This is a genomic window from Candidatus Burkholderia verschuerenii, from assembly GCF_001189365.1.
Taxonomy (GTDB): domain Bacteria; phylum Pseudomonadota; class Gammaproteobacteria; order Burkholderiales; family Burkholderiaceae; genus Caballeronia; species Caballeronia verschuerenii.
In genome coordinates this window covers 1-16,224 of the sequence record NZ_LFJJ01000045.1, presented here as the reverse complement: position 1 = coordinate 16,224, position 16,224 = coordinate 1, and the positions used below count along the sequence as shown (strand labels likewise).

The window sequence follows — 16,224 nt, the reverse complement described above, 5'->3', positions numbered from 1 at the left end:
TGTCAGTGCGCTGGTGCCACGCGAGGTTCTACAGCTTACGCCGTCGCGCGATGCGACGACGCATCAAGTTCCGGCATGTTTTGCCGATAGCCGGCAATTCCGTCGCGCTCTGAAAGGTCGCATCGCTTTGATCAGCCGAAATACCACTTTTTCACACCCCTTATCCGGCGATAGGCGTTCGGCGATCTTCGCAATAATGACTTCACTGAAAAGCGGGTACGGAAATGCAGCAGAGATTACCCGCTACTGCATCGGACGCAGCAATCACAAAGAGATCGGGAGCCACTTTGAACATTCGTAAATTCATCGGCGCGAACAGCCGTGACGCATTGCGCCAGGTTCGCGAAGCGCTGGGCCCCGATGCAGCTGTCCTCTCGAATCGCACGCTCGACGACGGATCGGTCGAAATCGTGGCGGTCGCGGAAAGCGATCTGGCGACGATCTCGCCCGCACCGATCGCGCAATCCGAGCCGCCCGCCGTGTTCCCGAGCACGACGCCGCGTTCGGCGCTCGCTCAGGCAGCGGCCGCGGCGGCAGCGAAGTCGGCCCCGATGAATCCCTACGCCAGCGGCGACGTGTTCTCCTCCGTGTTCGGCTCGAACAGCGATGCCGAAGACGCTCAGGACGACGCCGCGCACATCGGCCTGTCCGCCGACGACGCGTCGCGCACGATGGCCGACACCAACCCGTGGCTGATCGACCATGCACGCCGCATCGCGCAGAAAGCCGGCGCGCCGACGAATCGTCCGCTGACGCCGTCCGCCGCCATCGCGCGCGGTCTGGGCGTGCCGGTCGCATCGCACAAGCCGGCTGAACTGCCCGCGCCGGTCGCCGCTTTCGAGCCGGCGCCGCGTGCCGAGAAGCCGGTTCAGCAGAACGCACAGCAACACGCTCAGCAGAAAGTCCAGACGCCGGATTGGGCCCGCGAAGCCGCGCAAGTCGCCGCGCGCCGCGCCGCCCAGAAGATCAACGCCGAAAGCCAACCCGCGCCGAAGTCGCCGGAAGGCTTCGACGCGCTGTCCGCGAACGCCGCCGCCGCGATGACGGACGCGATCCGCCAGCGCATGGAACAGCTCGTCAACGACACCGTGATGGGCGAACTGTCGTCGATGCGCGACATGATGGAAGAGCACTTCGCCGGTCTGATGTGGGGCGAGCGTCAACGCCGCAGCCCGCTGAACGGCGCGCTGACGAAGCGTCTGTTCGCGTCCGGTTTCTCGGCGCAGATGGTCCGCATGATCGTCGAGAACATGCCGGAAATGGCGAACTTCGAAGCGGCGTTCGAGTGGGTGCAGCAAGTCATCGAATCGAATCTGCCGGTGATGGACAGCGAAGACGCGCTGATGGAACGCGGCGGTGTATTCGCGCTGATGGGCCCGACGGGCGTCGGCAAGACCACGACGACGGCCAAGCTCGCCGCGCGCTGCGTGATGCGCTTCGGCGCCAGCAAGGTCGCGCTGCTCACGACCGACAGCTACCGGATCGGCGCGCACGAACAACTGCGCATTTTCGGCAAGATTCTCGGCGTTTCGGTTCACGCGGTGAAAGACGGCGCGGATCTGCAACTCGCGCTCTCCGAACTGCGCAACAAACATATCGTGCTGATCGACACGATCGGCATGAGCCAGCGCGATCGCATGGTCTCCGACCAGGTCGCGATGCTGTGCGGCGCGGGCCAGCCGGTGCAACGCATCCTGCTGCTCAACGCAACCAGCCACGGCGACACGCTCAACGAAGTCGTGCAGGCCTACCAGAGCACGGACGATCAACCGCCGCTCGCGGGCTGCATCCTGACCAAGCTCGACGAAGCCACCAATCTCGGCGGCGTGCTCGATGCGGTCATCCGCTACAAGCTGCCGGTGCATTACGTATCGACCGGTCAGAAGGTCCCTGAAAACCTCTACGTCGCGACGCGCCGCTTCCTCATCAAGAGCGCGTTCTGCATCCCGCGCGACGGTTCGCCGTTCGTGCCGCAAGACGAAGAAGTGCCGGCGCTGCTCTCCGCGTTGTCCGCGCGTGCCACGACCGAACTGAACTGGGTGACTTTTGGATAAGACGGTACTCGATCAAGCGGAAGGCCTGAGAAGGCTGCTGACGCGTTCGGGTTCGCGCGTGGTGGCGGTGGCAGGCGGACCGACGGGCATCGGTTGCACGTCGGTGGTGACGAATCTCGCAACGGCGCTGGCCGTGCATGGCAAAGATGTGCTCGTGATCGACGAGCAACACGGCGCGGGCTCGGTGAGCGAGCTGGCCGGTGTGAAGGAAACGGGCGCGTTCTCGGCGGTGATGTCCGGCCGCCGCACGCTCCAGGACGCAGTGACGCGCACGCAGTACGGCTTCTCGCTGATTTCCGCGCCACGCGACGAACGCATCGTTCACGACGCCGCGCAGACGCGCGCGCTGCTGGACGGTCCGGCTGACATCGTGCTGATCGACACGCAACTCGATCGGAATGGCGCGCTCTCGTCGCTCGCGGCGCAAGCGCACGATTTCCTGATGGTGACGCGGGTAGCCGCGTCGGCGATTACCGAGGCGTATGCGTGCATGAAGCGCTTGCACTACGCTCATGCGATTCCGCAGTTCCGCGTGCTCATCAATCACGTGCAGAACCCGGCGGACGCGGCGGTCGCGTTTGAGAATTTGTCGGGCGTCGCCAGCCGCTATCTGGCTGTGTCGCTCGTGCAGGCAGGGTATGTGTCCGAGGATGCGCGCGTCGCTCGGCTTGGGAACTCTCTCGATGCGCAGTGGATGCGTTCCCGGCTACGGCCGCGGCACGCGACTACCGGCGCATCGCGGCAGAGCTCCTGTTCTGGCCGATGCGTCCCGCGCAAGTTGTGCGTGGCGAGGCGGAAAGCAGGAAAGACGCGCGTTTTTCGGTTGGCGAGTCTGAGGATGGCAAACGGAGTGCGCAGATGAACGCGTTTTCCGGTTTCGCCATGAGCAGCACGGCGTCGATGTGATTTAGTAAAGCTGATCAAGATGTATAACGCCAAAGGTAAGCTCTCACAAAACGACGTGCTCACGCGCTATGCGCCGCTCGTCCGCCGTCTCGGTCTTCAGCTCGTCGCCAAGATGCCCGCGAGCGTCGATCTCGACGATCTGATTCAGGCAGGCATGATCGGCCTAATGGATGCGGCCAGCCGCTACAAGGAAGATCAGGGCGCGCAGTTCGAAACCTACGCCAGCCAGCGTATCCGCGGCGCGATGCTCGACGAGCTGCGCGTCAACGACTGGCTCCCGCGCAGCATGCGCAAGACGTCGCGCGAAGTGGAATCGGCGGTGCACAAGGTCGAGCAGAACCTCGGCCGCAGCGCCAGCGAAACGGAAATCGCCGAGCATCTGAAGGTGCCGCTCGACGAATATCAGTCGATGCTGCAAGACCTGCACGGCAGCCAGCTGATCTATTACGAAGACTTCGATCGCTCGGCGGATGACGAGCCGTTCCTCGACCGCTACTGCGTCGATCGTTCGGACCCGCTGTCGGCGCTGCTCGACGACAGCCTGCGCGGCGCGCTGGTCGAAGCCATCGACAAGCTGCCGGAACGCGAAAAGCTGCTGATGTCGCTGTACTACGAGAAGGGTTTGAATCTGCGCGAAATCGGCGCGGTGATGGAAGTCAGCGAATCGCGCGTGTGTCAGCTGCATAGCCAGGCGGTCGCCCGTCTGCGTGCGAAGCTGCGCGAACAATCGTGGACGAGCGTGGACGTCTGAGCGTCTCGAGCCAGGTACGTGTGTGATGTGAAGCGCGGCGGTTATCACTAACCGCCGCGTTTTTTTTGGGTTACGCGATGTCGAAGTCTTTCGCTTCGGCGAACACCGTCTTGCCTTGTCCGAGGCGTTTGGCGCGATACATCGCGCGGTCGGCGGCGCGCAGCACGATGCTCACGTCGGGCCGGCGCGTCTGCATCGCGCCGGACAATTCGCATGCGCCGATGCTTGCCGACACCAGCACCGGCCGCTCCTGCACCGACGTGATCGCGGCGAGGATCGCGTGGATGCCATCGGCGACCGACAGCACCGCGCGGCGATCCCGCACGCCGCGCGCGAGCACGACGAATTCGTCGCCGCCGAGCCGCGCGACGGTATCGGCGCGGCGCATGTTGCGCGCGAGCAATTGCGCGAACGCTTGCAGCAGTAGATCGCCGGCGGCGTGGCCGTAGGTATCGTTGACTTCCTTGAAACCGTCCAGATAGATCAGCAGCAGCGCGGTGGAATCGGCACCGGCGATGGCGTCGCCGGTCATCGTCAGATCGACGACGCGTTTCAGCGCATAGCGATTGGACAAGCCCGTCAGCGGATCGGTGGACGCCTGCCGCGCGAGATCGCGATTGGCGTCGCCCAGACGATCGACCAGCACGCTCAGATACGCCGACGCCGCCAGCACGCTCAGCGCGAGACCGATCGCGGCGGGCCGGTTGGCGTGCCACCACGGCTGCCAGAGCGCCAGCGTCACGACCGCGGCGAAGGCCGTCGCGCACGACAGCGCGAGCGTGCGCTTGCCGTAGCGGCAGCCCGAGCCGATCAGAAACCAGAACATCGCCCAGAGCAGCGGCAGCGCGGCCGTCCCGCCGATGGCCAGCGCCACGCCGACGAAACCCTGATCCGCGACGGTCGTCACGACGAGCCGCGCCTTCGACGCCGAAGCCGACGCCGAGCGATTGACGACGAACAGCGTCAGCGCGCCATAACAGACGTACGCCGCGATCAGTCGCGTGACGGCCACGCTTGCCTGCGACGGCACGAGCCACGCATACGCGCCGAACGCCAGCAACACCGCGACGCCCATGCCGACGCGCAGCATCGCCTGCTCGCGTTCGGGATGCCGGTTGCCGGCCCACGCGAAGCCATGAGTCCGCCGTGCCGGCTGATACGCCTGCTCCATTGCTGATCCCTTTGCGGTTGTTATCGGTGTGCTTGTGCTGCGTGTCGCGAAAAGCGGCGAAAAAATCGAGCCGGTATTTTGCTACTTTTTGCGAAGCTACCGCATTTCGGGTAAGAAAGCCGATGGCGTAGTCGGGTTAACGGCGCGTCTTCCGAATAATTCACGGTTCACTTAAATGCGCGACGACCATCCTCTCGCCGGCGAATGGCTGCCGGTCTGCAACAGCGACGACGTGCCGGCCGACGGCGCGCGCGGCTTCACGGTGGCGGACGAGCGGATCGTCGTGTGGCGCGACAGTCTGGGCGTGGCGCACGTGTGGCGCGATTACTGTCCGCATCGCGGGGCGCAATTGTCGCTGGGCAGCGTCGAGCGCGACCGGATCGTGTGTCCGTATCACGGCTGGAGTTACGACATTGAAGGGCAATGCCTGCACATTCCGTCGAATCCGTCGTTGCGGCCGTCGAAGCGCGCGTGCGCGACGACTTACCTCGCGGAGGAAAAGTACGGCGTCGTGTGGATGTGCATCGGCGAGCCGTCGTATGCACTCGATTTTTATCCCGAAGCGGCGATCGAAGGCGGGCGCAGGATCAACCTCGCGCCGCAGACGGTGAGGTCATCGGCGCCGCGCGTCGTCGAGAATTTTCTGGATATGGCGCACTTTTCGTTCGTGCATCGCGGGATTCTCGGCGTGCAGGATCACACGGAAGTGCCGGATTACGATGTCGTGCCGCTCGCGAACGGCGGGCTGGAAGCGCGGCAATGCCGCTATTGGCAGCCGGCCGGCATTCCCGGCCAGAGCGGTGCGATGTTCGAGTATGTGTATCGCGTGAAGCGGCCGCTGATCGCGATGCTCACCAAAATGGCCTCCGACGACGGCCAGGGCGCGCTGCATATCATGCTGGCGGTATCGCCGGTGACGCAGACCGAAACGCGCGTGTGGCTCGTATCGATCCACGAGAACGACGCGACGCATTCGGATCAGTCGCTCTACGACTTCAATATGGAAATTCTGTTGCAGGACACGCCGATCGTCGAGTCGCAGTGGCCGAAACGCCTGCCGCTGGATCTCGACGCGGAGTTGCATCAGAAGTGCGACCGGATGTCGGTCGCGTATCGCCGCTGGCTCGGCGAGCAGGCGTTCGCCTACGGCACGTCGCTGGGCGGCTGACGCTTACGCGGCGGCGCGCAGACGCGCCTGCACTTGCGCCCAGGCGTTCGACGTATCGGCGCGAAAGCGCGGCGAATCGTACAGGTCGACGACGGGCTTCTGCGTCAGTTCGGCGAGGTTGTCGCGCAGGACCGCCAGTTCGCGGATGCCGAGCGTGTCGATCGCGTACGTGTAGGTGCCCTGCAACTGGTTACGCGCGCGCCAGCGCATCGGCGGACATGCGGCCGGCGGTCGCTTCGCCGCGCACCATCACTTCCCATTCGAAAAAGCCTGCCACCAGAATCGGGCTGGCCGTGCCCGAATTCTGTGAGGCGTGACGGCGGAAACAGCTGTGATAGCCGCCGACCAGCACCAGCGGTCCGTATTCGGCCGCATTCAGATACATGCTGACGTCGTTCAGATAGGTGATTTTCCAGTCGCGATACGACATCACCGTCGACATGTCGATCGCGTCGCGGACCATCATGATGTTGCTCGGCTCGCCGATGAAGTTGTTCATCAGCGACACCATGTTTTCCACCAGCACGGTGCGGTCGAGCAGCGCGAGCTGGCCCGGCGGCACGATCGACGGCGGCGCGAAGGTGACGTTGTCGTGCTCGTCGATGATCACGCGCTCGTGAAACGCCATCGCCGATTGCGGATGCCGGCGCAGCGCGTCGACCAGCACCTCGACCGATTGCGGCATCAGCACGTCGTCGTACAGCCATTTGACATACTGCCAGTCCGATGCCTCCCACAGCCGCCGCGAGTTCAGCCGCGTATCGCCGCAGGCGTTGTGCAGATAGCGGATGCTGGCATCGCCGAAACCTTCGACGATGGCGCGCAGACGGCCGTCCTGATTGTCGTCGCCGACCAGAATCTCGATGTCGGTAAAGGTCTGCGTGAGCGCGCTGGCGATCGCTTTCGCCAGATAGTCGGGCTTGAAGGCAGGAATGAGGATGCTGACGGTAGCCATATTGGATAAGGGTTCTGCTGCGGGTTCTGCTTCGCATGGGCCGCACGACGCGACCTTCACAGAATAGAGGCACGAGGCGCAAGCCGATCCGGCGAACAGCGCGGCATTTCCCGTCCAATCTCCGGCTTCGCGCCGAACGCCCATTCGTCGGAGTTGAGCGGATTTGCGCCCCTTGATTGAGCGATCGAAGCAGCACGGCGGCGGCTATTCTGGCTTCATTGGAAGTGCGCGCCCAACGCGCACGCCGCTATCTGCGCCTCGCCATGAACAATCTCGTTCCCGTTACACAGCCGTATCTGCCTCCGCTGGAGGAGTTCATCCCGTATCTGCAAAAGATCTGGGACAGCAAGACGGTGACGAACGGCGGGCCGTTTCACGTGCAGCTCGAAGCGGCGCTTTGCGAGTATCTCGGCGTCGAGTACCTGTCGCTGTTTTCGAACGGCACGCTGGCGCTGATCACGGCCTTGCAGGCAATGAAGGTCACCGGCGAAGTCATCACCACGCCGTTCAGCTTCGTCGCGACGACGCACGCGCTGCACTGGAACGGCATCAAGCCCGTGTTCGCCGATATCGATCCGGTCACGATGAATCTCGATCCGCGCAAGATCGAGGCCGCCATCACGCCGCATACGACCGCGATTCTGCCGGTCCACGTCTACGGCAATCCGTGCGCGGTCGACGAGATCGAGCGCATCGCCGATGTCTACGGCCTGCGCGTGCTGTACGACGCCGCGCATGCGTTCGGCGTGCGCCGTCACGGCGAATCGGTGCTGCGTTTCGGCGATATGTCGGTGCTGAGTTTTCACGGCACGAAGATCTTCAACACCTTCGAAGGCGGCGCGATCATCTGTCACGACGCCAAGACCAAGCGCCATATCGATCACCTGAAGAACTTCGGTTTCGCCGACGAAGTGACCGTCGTCAAGCCCGGCATCAACGCGAAGATGAACGAGTTGCAGGCGGCATTTGGGTTGCTGCAGCTTCAGCATATAGACCGGATCGGGGCATCGCGCGCGCGGATCGCGGAGCGTTACGAACGCGCGCTCGCCGGCATTCCCGGCCTGCGCCTGCCGGAAGCGCCGCTGCACGCCACGCGCAACCATTCTTATTTTCCGGTGCGCGTCGGCGAGGAATTTCCGCTCACGCGCGATGAACTCTACGACGCGATGCGTGCCGAAAACATACTCGCGCGACGCTATTTCTATCCGCTGATCAGCGAGTTTCCGAGCTATCGCGGTTTGCCGTCGGCGGTGGCGTCGAATCTGCCGGTCGCGAGCCGGGTGTCGCGCGAAGTGCTGTGTCTGCCGATCTACCCCGCGCTGGACGATGCGACGCAAGATGGCATCATCGATATCGTGTTGCGGGCGGCGGCGACGCGCGCCGAGCTTCGGACCCCCGCGCCCGCATTGATCGATGCCTGACCGACTTTTACCAGTACACGCGATGAGAATCGCCCGCTCTCGCAACGCACGGCGACGATGCGCGAAGTCCGCGCGCCGCAGCGCTTCGCGGCGCTCGTTCGCCATCGCGATCAGGGTTGTTGAATATGGGAAATCTGCTGACATCACCCGACGTCTTCCTGAACGGCATCGTCGTCGTCCCCGGCGCGCGTACCGAACATAACGACGCGTCGGCGCTGGGCATCCCCGACGCCAACTACGAGCGCATCGTCCGCAAGGTCGGCGTGCGCAGCCGGCCCGTGGCGGGCCCGGACCAGTACACCAGCGATCTCGCCTTCAGCGCCTCGCGCGCCTTGCTCGACGCGCGTCCGCAAACGGACGTCGGCGCGCTGATCGTCTGCACGCAGACGCCCGATCATCTGATTCCCGGCGTGTCTTCGCGCGTGCATGGTCTGCTCGGCCTGCCAAACGATTGCTTCGTGATCGACATCAATCAGGGCTGCTCGGGCTTCGTGCTCGGCACGCAGATGATCGTCGCGATGCAGCGGTCGATGGCCTCGCACAAGAGCAGTCTGCTGATCAACGCCGACACGTATTCGCGCCTGCTGAGACCGGACGATGTCACCACGCGCGTGCTGTTCGGCGATGCCGCCACGGCGGCCGAATTCTCGACGCGCCCGCAAGGTCTGCGCTTCCGCTATTGCCGCAGCTTCGCCGATGGCACGGGTTACGAAGCGTTCGTCGCGCACAACTCGGCGGTGCGCCCCGACGATCAGCCGGCCGGCATCCACATGGACGGCTCGGCGATTTTCAACTTCGCGCTGCGCTGCGTGCCGGATGCGATCCGCATCGCGCTGGACGACAACGGGCTGCAAGTCGGCCAGATTCGCAAGTTCATTTTCCATCAGGCGAACCGCTTCGTGACCGCGCAACTCGCGCGCAAGCTCGGCCTGTCCGACAATCAGGCGCCCGATAACTGCGAGTACATGGGCAACACCGTGTCGCGGCGTCCGTGCCGATTTTGCCGGCGGAACAGATGGCGTCGCTCGAACGCGGCGATCTGGTGATGGCCGTCGGTTTCGGCGTGGGTTTGTCGTGGGGCGTGGCGCTGTTCGAATACGTGGGTTGAACGGCGGCGCGTACTTTTCACGCGCCGTACACGTAGATCGGTTCGTCGTAGCGCGGATCGAAGGTCGTGCGGCTCGCGAGGTCCGTGTTGTAGAGGCGCGCCCAGCCCAGTTCGCAATTGCGTCCGATCTTCACCTTCGGCGCGACGATCGCGCCGGATCGCAGGATCGAATGCGCGCCGATTTCCGCGCCTTGTCCGACGATCACGCCCATATCAGCCAGCACGAAGGACGCAGCCGCACGCCGAAGCCGAGATTGACGCCCGCGTGAATCACGCAGTTGTACTCGACGTGCGCGCTGCTGCCGATGCTCGCATTCGCGCCCACGAACACATTCGGCCCGATCACCGCATCCGGCGCGACCGATGCGCCCGGCGCGACAAACGGCTCCAGCGCGAAGCCGCGTTCCATCGCCGCCTGAAGCAGTTCCATGCGCTTGAAGTTGCCGAAGCGCTCATCGAAGGCGATGAACATCGCGCCTTGCGCGGGATCGAGCGCGTCGAACACGTTCAGATCGAACGCGTAATCGGGCGATTGCGGCACCTCGATTTTTTCGACCGCTTCGTCGGGACGCGCCTGTTTCCACGCCTGATACGCGTGCTCGAGATAGTCGCCGCCGCCCACGATCCATCTAGATTTCATGGTCGGACTCCATCACGGTGGTGTACCAGCGCTCGACCAGACGATTCATCGATTCGTACGCACCCTGGTTGGGCATCGGCGAGCCGCTGTGCATCGCGGCTTGCACGGTTTCCATGACGTCGACATTCTCGCCGACCACGACCTTGCTGCCGTGGATCTGCGCGAGCAGGACGTGGCTCGAAAACGCGTAACGCTGCTTCTTGCGCGCGGTGAAGTAGTAAATCTCGATATCAGTGCGATCCGGCGCGACGGGAATGTGATGCTCCAGCGTGAACGAATGCCCGCCGTTGGCGCTGGCGATATGCAGGTTCGGAAACGCGAGCCAGTTGTAGTAGACGTTGCGATCGCCCCAGCGCTCGACGTGATCGAACCAGCTAAAACGGCGCAGCTCGGGAATCTCCGCGTCCGCGCCGCCGAAGCTGAAGCGCCGCAACTCCCGGCGCAAGCCATCGACCGACAGATCGCTCAGCTCATGCGTGGATTCTTCGAACTCCGCATCGTTGACGCCCGAGGGGAAATCGACGATCTTCGCCAGCGTCTTCGGATGAACGAAGCGCGGATGGCTCATATCGCGCAGGTTCTCGTAGACCAGCTTCCAGTTGAACTTGCCGTGCCACGTCGTCGTCATGACTTCGGCATCGTAGGATTCGGAACTGCTCGCCAGCAAGTCGATGAATTCGGCCGAAAACTGTTCTTCCAGCGGCAGCGGATTTGCATCGAGATTGATGAACAGCAGATTGCCGACTTCACGCAGCGCGAATTCGCGCAGCTTCATCTGCGCCTGCTCGGCGGGCGCGATGCGATAGAGCGCGTCGCAGTGCGGGATGTTGTCGACGCGGCCTTCGGCATCGTACTTCCACGCGTGATACGGACAGACGAGCGGCCGGCAGCCCACCGGCTCGGTCTGGATCAGCGCGCTGCGATGCAGACAGACGTTTTCGAACGCATGCAGCGCGCCCTTGAAATTCTGGATGACCACGGGAATGCCCGCGATCTTGCGCGTGACGAAGGAGTGATTGTTCGGCAGCATCGTCTTGAGCCCGGCGAACACCCACAACTTGCGATAGAGACGACTCTGCTCGCGTTCGAAAATGTCCTGCGACAGGTAATACTTCGGATGCATCCGCGAACGCATGGAAGTGCCTTTATTCAGGGTCTTTCTGGAAAATGATGCGCGCCGGATTGCCGAACACGGTCGCGCCCGCCGGCACGTTCTTCACGACGACAGCGCCAGCGCCGACCGTCGCGCCTTCGCCGATCTCGATGCCCGGCACGATGGTCGCGTGCGGATTGATCAACGCGAAATCGCCGATGCGCGCATTGCCGCCGATGAACACCATCGCGCTTATCTGCGCGAAACGGCCGATCCGTACGTCGTGGCCGATCACCGATTGCGTGTGGATATTCGCGAAGTCGCCGATATGCGTATCGACGCCGATTCGCGTGTGATGCTCCGAGACCGCGCCGTGACCGAGGCGGATCGTCGAGTTGTCGTACGGCTCGAGGCCGATGTTCATGAAACGCGCGCCGCGATCCAGCAACGGCTGCACGAAACGCTGACGCGCGCGCGGATCGCCGATCGCGGCCACGAAAATTTCGTCATCGCCCGGCGCGTAAGTGAGCGGATCGCCGACCACTTTGAGGGCGTAGCCGAAGCCGTCGAGCATATGCGCGCGCGTGTCGAGAAAGCCCGTCGGCGTCCATGCGTCGCCGTAGCCGGGCGTTCGCTGCATCATATCGAGCACCTGACGGCCCCAGCCGCCCGCGCCGACGATCAGAACCTTACGCATCAGATTACCGCTCCGCCGTCCATGACGAGCGTCGTGCCCGTCACCAATCGGCTCGCGTCCGACAACAAATAGATCGCGCCGTTCGCGACGTCTTCGGGCGTGCCGAGACCGAGCGGATGACGCGCGCGCTGGGCGTCGAGCATCACGTTGTCGTCGGGATTGCCCCACATCGGCGTCGGCACGGCGGACGGCGAAATACCGTTGACGTGAATCTTGCGCTTGCCCTGTTCGATCGCGAGACAGCGGATGATGCCGAGCATCGCCGATTTCATCGCCGAATACGGCCCGACGCCGCGCGTGCCGATATGCGCGGACGTCGACAGCAGAAAGATGATCGACGCCTGCTGCGCGATCCGCTTGGCGGCGAACAGGAGCTGCGTGAGCATCACGGGCGCGAGGAAGTTGACGTTGTACATCTCCGTCACCAGCCCTTCGCTCAACTGATGGATCGGACACAGCATCTGCTGGCCGGCGCAATGCACCAGACCGTCGATGGCCGGGCTCGCCTGCGCGAGCGCGTCGCGATCGGCGGCGGACGTCAGATCGGCGGGCACCAGCAGGTGATCACCCGCGTGCATGCGTTCGCGCGTCTGCTCGAGGCGCGCCATGTCGCGGCCGGTCAGCACGACACGCGCGCCGCGTTGCGAGCACGAAATCGCGATCTGCTGGCCGAGCTCGGACGATGCGCCGGTGACGAGGATCGTCTTGCCCTCGAGCGAAAAAAGTTTATGCGCCGGCGTGCTCATGCGTAGATGTCCATCCCCACGGTCAGTCCAGCATCGACGATGAAATAGTTGCGGGTGATCCAGCGGCTCGCGTCGGCGAGATAGAACACGGCGGCCGCCGCGACATCCTGCGGCTCGCCGAGCCCGAGCGGCGCGAGTGCGATATGTTCGGCCAGATTGCCGTCCGCGCCGCCGAGCCCGTCGAGCATCGGCGTGCGGACATAGCCGGGCACGATGCAATTCGCGCGGATGCCCTGCTTCGCGACTTCGAGCGCGAGCGAGCGCATCGCGCCGAGCAGGGCGGCCTTGCTCGACGAATACGCCGTCGAGGCGAGCGGCCCGATATGCGATGCCACGGCGGAAATAAACAGGATCGAGCCGTTCTGCGCGATCTTCTTTTTGGACAGCAGACCTTTCGTCAGCAGCAGCGGCGCGTAGGTATTGCTGTCGAAAATCTCGTCGACGTGACTCTTGCTGATCATGCGAAACGGCGCGAGCCGCGAGATGCCGGCCGCATGCACGACGCCGTCGACCACGCCCGCTTCCGCGACCACGCGATCGATGCCGTCGGCGTCCGAAAGATCGGCGGCGACGAGCGAATGGCAATCGCCGTGCAACTCGCCGGCGGTGGCGTCCAGGCGCGCGACGTCACGGCCCGTCAGAACGAGCTGCGCGCCCATCTGGGCGCACATGATGGCCACCTCGCGACCGATGCCGGACGATGCGCCGGTGACGAGGATGCGTTTGTCTTTGAGCGAAAAGGGATCGTCGTGGTTCATGACTCGATGAGAGCGGGAAACTTCGCGGCTTCGACGTCGACGATGACGCTGCCCCACGACAACCCGATACCGAACCCGCACAACAGCAGGCGATGACGCTTTTCCGGCAGGGTATCGTGCAGCCGCGCGGTGATCGTCACCGGCAACGACGCGCCGCTGGTATTGCCGAAGTCGGCCAGCGTGGAAGGCACCTTCTCAGCGGGAAGCCCCAGCTTTTTGCGGATGCTTTCGTTGATCATGCGGTTTGCCTGGTGAAACACGAAATAGTCGATGTCGTCCTTGGACATGTCCGCGTAACTCAGCACGCGCTCGACGGCGGGCGGAATGCGCTGCGTCGAGAAGCTGAGGACGGCGGGGCCATCGAGCGTCAGGTCGAGCCCGGAGCGCCAGTAACCGGCATCGTCCTTGCGGGCGATCGCGTGCTCCAGCTTGAACGGCTCGCGATGCCCGCCGACCGGCAGAATGATGGCCTTGTGTCCGCTGCCGTCGCTGTTCAGATCGAAATGCATCGGCGGGGCGTCGGCGTCGAATTCGAGAGCAGTTGCCGTGCCCGCGTCGGAAAACAGCGGGTCCTTCAGCGTGGCCGCCTTGTCGCCGACCAGCACCAGACCCTTCTTGATCGTCCCGGCGGCGATCATGCTGCCGAGCAGATGAATGCCGAAAGGATAGCCCGAGCAGCCGAGATTGACATCGAACGCGATCGTCGCGTGAGACAGCGCGAGGCGATCCTGCAGGATGATCGCGGTTGCCGGAATGATGTAGTCCGGCGACTGCGTGACGACGATCAGCGCATCGATTTCATCGCGCGACCATTGCAGTTCGGCTAGCAGCTTTTCGCTCGCCTCGAAGGCGAGGTCGGAGAAACATTGCCACTCCGGGCACAAACGGCGCTGCTGGATGCCGATATTGCGCACCAGCCGCTCGCGCTCCGAGCTAATCTGCGGCGTAGCATCGTCGATGTTGTGAACGACGCGCTTCGTCACGCAGGTCGTCATGCCGGCAAAACGCACGTTGTGCAGAGTGGAGAGACCCATGATGTGTTTTTATCCGAGCAGCTTGTACAGATCGGCCAGCGTGACGCACTTCTTGATGTCTTCGCCCGAGATGGTCTTGCCGTAGTCGGTGTCGAACATGACGATCACGCCGAGCGACGCGAGCGAGTCCCACTCCGGCAGGCTGAGCAGTTCGGTGTCGGCGGAGACTTCGACGGCTTCCTGGAAGTCGACGGCGGTCAGGAATTGCTCGATGAATTGTTCGATGCTGGGCTTGGTTGCAACGGTGGACATCCGAAACTCCTTCAGAGGGAAGTACTACGCGAGACGGATCTCGCTCAGAACACGGGCGGCTTCCCTGTGCTTCATCGCGACGAGGCCGGTGCAGGTCGTTCTGCCAGCCCTGAAGCTCATGGCTTTCGGCAGATGGTGGAACTATACCGATACGGTGTCTTGATCAATTCGCGTAACAGAGGCAAGTTTCCGGCCCAATTTGGCGAATCCGCGGATGCCCTTCGTCAGGACGAAAAGACACGGATCGGCGCGCCGAGTTGCATGCTGGGCGGGGAAAAGCGGAGATTTTGTGGACTTGCCGCGAGGTGGGCGGTGGGGCAAAAAGTGGACTTGCGGGCGGGGCGGGAGAGGGGAGGATGTGCAGCTTTCTTGGCGCGCCCGGCTGGGATCGAACCAGCAACCCCTGCCTTCGGAGTGACGTGATTTAGGTTCTCGCGATCGCCGTCATTAATAAGATATTGATTTTTATATAATAATTTCTGATGGCTCGCGTGATTTCACCTCAAATGTTCGTTTAATTCGGTACGAAAATGAATCAGGAGTGCAAGGATCATCCGAACCTCATTCTATCCGGGCGCGCTGTTCCGGCGCCGCTGCGTGAACCTTATAAATCCCGGTTGTGTTCCGGGCGTATCTTCGGCTACCACGCAGCGGCAACGGGCGCTGAAACGCGGATAGCCGGCCGTCACGACGAACACTGCAAAAAGCAATCTTACGCGCTACGCCGTGCCGATCCAACCGACGTCTCCGTGCTAACAAAACAGGACTATGAGCCGGATTGGTACCAGAAGATTTTTGGGGAGACGACACGTACCGGACGCAATGCCGACGCCAAATGAACGCCCTCCACTGCGGGCGTCCAAGATGTGTGCGACACAACGAACTCTGCCAATTTGCTCCGCTTTGTGTTGCAATTCGTAGTATCACAATTCTTCCGCCGAGCGCGTCAACGCAAACGGCTTGTCAACCTAGGCATAAAAATGATCGAAAAACTCAATCCGCAGCAATATAGAGCGATGGAAGTGGACATCCCCTCGCTCGTCGAGACCATTGCAGGCGGTAGGGCTATTCTTTTTGTTGGGTCAGGGTTTGCGAGAAACGCTATCGCGTTGGACGGTACGGCATTTCCAACTGCTCAGATTCTCGCAAATAAAATCGGAAAACTCGGTAGCTTTGACCCAGACAACGATCTCCGTTATGCATCTGAAAAATACCTTCGCATGAATTCAGGCGAGCAGCTTGTTGCGATGCTTTTGGACGCGTTCTCTGTGAAAGAAGTACTTCCACATCAAACAGTGATCGCAACTACCCCTTGGCAACGAATCTACACTACGAATTACGATTTAGTTATAGAGGAAGCTGCGAAAAGCGCTGGACTACGTATAGAACCTGCTGACTTAGATGACTCTCCAGGCGACTACCTGGCCAAGACGCCTACCTGTGTTCATTTGAACGGATCCATTCGCAACC

General features: G+C 62.8%; 19 protein-coding genes and 1 pseudogene. 9 read left to right on the top strand and 11 right to left on the bottom strand.

Translation table 11 applies throughout. The features are described from left to right. The first annotated feature begins 287 nt into the window (after positions 1-287). From flhF to BVER_RS10870, 3 genes and pseudogenes are all read left to right on the top strand, one after another. Complete coding sequence (gene flhF, locus BVER_RS10880) at positions 288-2,054, top strand: flagellar biosynthesis GTPase FlhF (RefSeq protein ID WP_050453320.1); 1,767 nt, start codon at positions 288-290, stop codon at positions 2,052-2,054. Beyond that, a pseudogene (locus BVER_RS10875) lies at positions 2,047-2,960 on the top strand (MinD/ParA family ATP-binding protein). Before flhF ends, BVER_RS10875 begins: the two are co-directional and overlap by 8 nt. Before the next feature lie 19 nt (positions 2,961-2,979). Further along, complete coding sequence (locus BVER_RS10870) at positions 2,980-3,711, top strand: RNA polymerase sigma factor FliA (protein ID WP_050453319.1); 732 nt, start codon at positions 2,980-2,982, stop codon at positions 3,709-3,711. A gap of 70 nt (positions 3,712-3,781) precedes the next feature. On the opposite strand, the gene BVER_RS10865 is transcribed toward BVER_RS10870, so the two are convergent. Further along, positions 3,782-4,882, bottom strand: a complete 1,101-nt coding sequence (locus tag BVER_RS10865; protein ID WP_050453318.1) for a GGDEF domain-containing protein — start codon at positions 4,880-4,882, stop codon at positions 3,782-3,784. A gap of 175 nt (positions 4,883-5,057) precedes the next feature. Between BVER_RS10865 and BVER_RS10860 the strand changes: the two genes are divergently transcribed. Further along, positions 5,058-6,050: a Rieske 2Fe-2S domain-containing protein gene (locus tag BVER_RS10860; protein WP_050453317.1), complete on the top strand. Its 993-nt coding sequence runs from the start codon at positions 5,058-5,060 to the stop codon at positions 6,048-6,050. A gap of 3 nt (positions 6,051-6,053) precedes the next feature. Here BVER_RS10860 and BVER_RS10855 read toward each other — a convergent pair whose 3' ends face one another. Continuing rightward, positions 6,054-6,260: a hypothetical protein gene (locus tag BVER_RS10855; protein WP_050453316.1), complete on the bottom strand. Its 207-nt coding sequence runs from the start codon at positions 6,258-6,260 to the stop codon at positions 6,054-6,056. After that, complete coding sequence (locus tag BVER_RS10850) at positions 6,241-7,005, bottom strand: glycosyltransferase family 2 protein (RefSeq protein ID WP_050453315.1); 765 nt, start codon at positions 7,003-7,005, stop codon at positions 6,241-6,243. The genes BVER_RS10855 and BVER_RS10850 overlap by 20 nt, the downstream gene beginning before the upstream one ends. A gap of 263 nt (positions 7,006-7,268) precedes the next feature. Between BVER_RS10850 and BVER_RS10845 the strand changes: the two genes are divergently transcribed. The 3 genes from BVER_RS10845 (at position 7,269) to BVER_RS30045 (ending at position 9,534) form a co-directional block, all read left to right on the top strand. Beyond that, positions 7,269-8,426 carry a DegT/DnrJ/EryC1/StrS family aminotransferase gene (locus BVER_RS10845; RefSeq protein ID WP_050453327.1) on the top strand — a complete coding sequence of 386 codons (1,158 nt, stop codon included), beginning with the start codon at positions 7,269-7,271 and terminating at the stop codon, positions 8,424-8,426. A 125-nt stretch (positions 8,427-8,551) separates the two neighbouring features. Next, positions 8,552-9,472, top strand: a complete 921-nt coding sequence (locus BVER_RS10840; RefSeq protein ID WP_050453314.1) for a ketoacyl-ACP synthase III — start codon at positions 8,552-8,554, stop codon at positions 9,470-9,472. Further along, on the top strand, positions 9,442-9,534 hold the full coding sequence (locus BVER_RS30045) for a 3-oxoacyl-[acyl-carrier-protein] synthase III C-terminal domain-containing protein (RefSeq protein WP_083452138.1): 93 nt from the start codon (positions 9,442-9,444) through the stop codon (positions 9,532-9,534). The genes BVER_RS10840 and BVER_RS30045 overlap by 31 nt, the downstream gene beginning before the upstream one ends. Positions 9,535-9,551: 17 nt before the next feature. On the opposite strand, the gene BVER_RS32475 is transcribed toward BVER_RS30045, so the two are convergent. From BVER_RS32475 to BVER_RS10805, 8 genes are read right to left on the bottom strand one after another with little or no spacing between them, the layout of a single operon-like run. Further along, on the bottom strand, positions 9,552-9,758 hold the full coding sequence (locus BVER_RS32475; protein ID WP_198155219.1) for a hypothetical protein: 207 nt from the start codon (positions 9,756-9,758) through the stop codon (positions 9,552-9,554). Then, the gene (locus BVER_RS10835) at positions 9,737-10,174 is read right to left on the bottom strand and encodes a hypothetical protein (RefSeq protein ID WP_198155218.1); all 438 of its coding nucleotides are present in this window, start codon (positions 10,172-10,174) and stop codon (positions 9,737-9,739) included. Before BVER_RS10835 ends, BVER_RS32475 begins: the two co-directional genes overlap by 22 nt. Continuing rightward, positions 10,164-11,309: an aromatic ring-hydroxylating oxygenase subunit alpha gene (locus BVER_RS10830; protein ID WP_050453313.1), complete on the bottom strand. Its 1,146-nt coding sequence runs from the start codon at positions 11,307-11,309 to the stop codon at positions 10,164-10,166. The genes BVER_RS10835 and BVER_RS10830 overlap by 11 nt, the downstream gene beginning before the upstream one ends. Positions 11,310-11,319: 10 nt before the next feature. Further along, positions 11,320-11,964, bottom strand: coding sequence for a NeuD/PglB/VioB family sugar acetyltransferase (locus BVER_RS10825; protein ID WP_050453312.1), 645 nt, complete (start codon positions 11,962-11,964; stop codon positions 11,320-11,322). Beyond that, on the bottom strand, positions 11,964-12,710 hold the full coding sequence (locus tag BVER_RS10820) for an SDR family NAD(P)-dependent oxidoreductase (protein ID WP_050453311.1): 747 nt from the start codon (positions 12,708-12,710) through the stop codon (positions 11,964-11,966). Before BVER_RS10820 ends, BVER_RS10825 begins: the two co-directional genes overlap by 1 nt. After that, positions 12,707-13,468, bottom strand: a complete 762-nt coding sequence (locus BVER_RS10815) for an SDR family NAD(P)-dependent oxidoreductase (RefSeq protein ID WP_050453310.1) — start codon at positions 13,466-13,468, stop codon at positions 12,707-12,709. The genes BVER_RS10820 and BVER_RS10815 overlap by 4 nt, the downstream gene beginning before the upstream one ends. Further along, positions 13,465-14,502 (bottom strand): ketoacyl-ACP synthase III, encoded by a 1,038-nt coding sequence (locus BVER_RS10810; protein WP_050453309.1) that lies wholly within the window; start codon positions 14,500-14,502, stop codon positions 13,465-13,467. Before BVER_RS10810 ends, BVER_RS10815 begins: the two co-directional genes overlap by 4 nt. A gap of 9 nt (positions 14,503-14,511) precedes the next feature. Continuing rightward, positions 14,512-14,754 (bottom strand): acyl carrier protein, encoded by a 243-nt coding sequence (locus BVER_RS10805; protein ID WP_050453308.1) that lies wholly within the window; start codon positions 14,752-14,754, stop codon positions 14,512-14,514. Positions 14,755-15,284: 530 nt separating this feature from the next. On the opposite strand from BVER_RS10805, the gene BVER_RS31375 reads away from it, so the two are divergent. Further along, positions 15,285-15,593, top strand: a complete 309-nt coding sequence (locus BVER_RS31375) for a hypothetical protein (RefSeq protein ID WP_157056003.1) — start codon at positions 15,285-15,287, stop codon at positions 15,591-15,593. Between the two features lie 141 nt (positions 15,594-15,734). Continuing rightward, positions 15,735-16,224: SIR2 family protein (locus BVER_RS10800; protein WP_198155217.1), on the top strand; the 490-nt coding region annotated here is incomplete at its 3' end.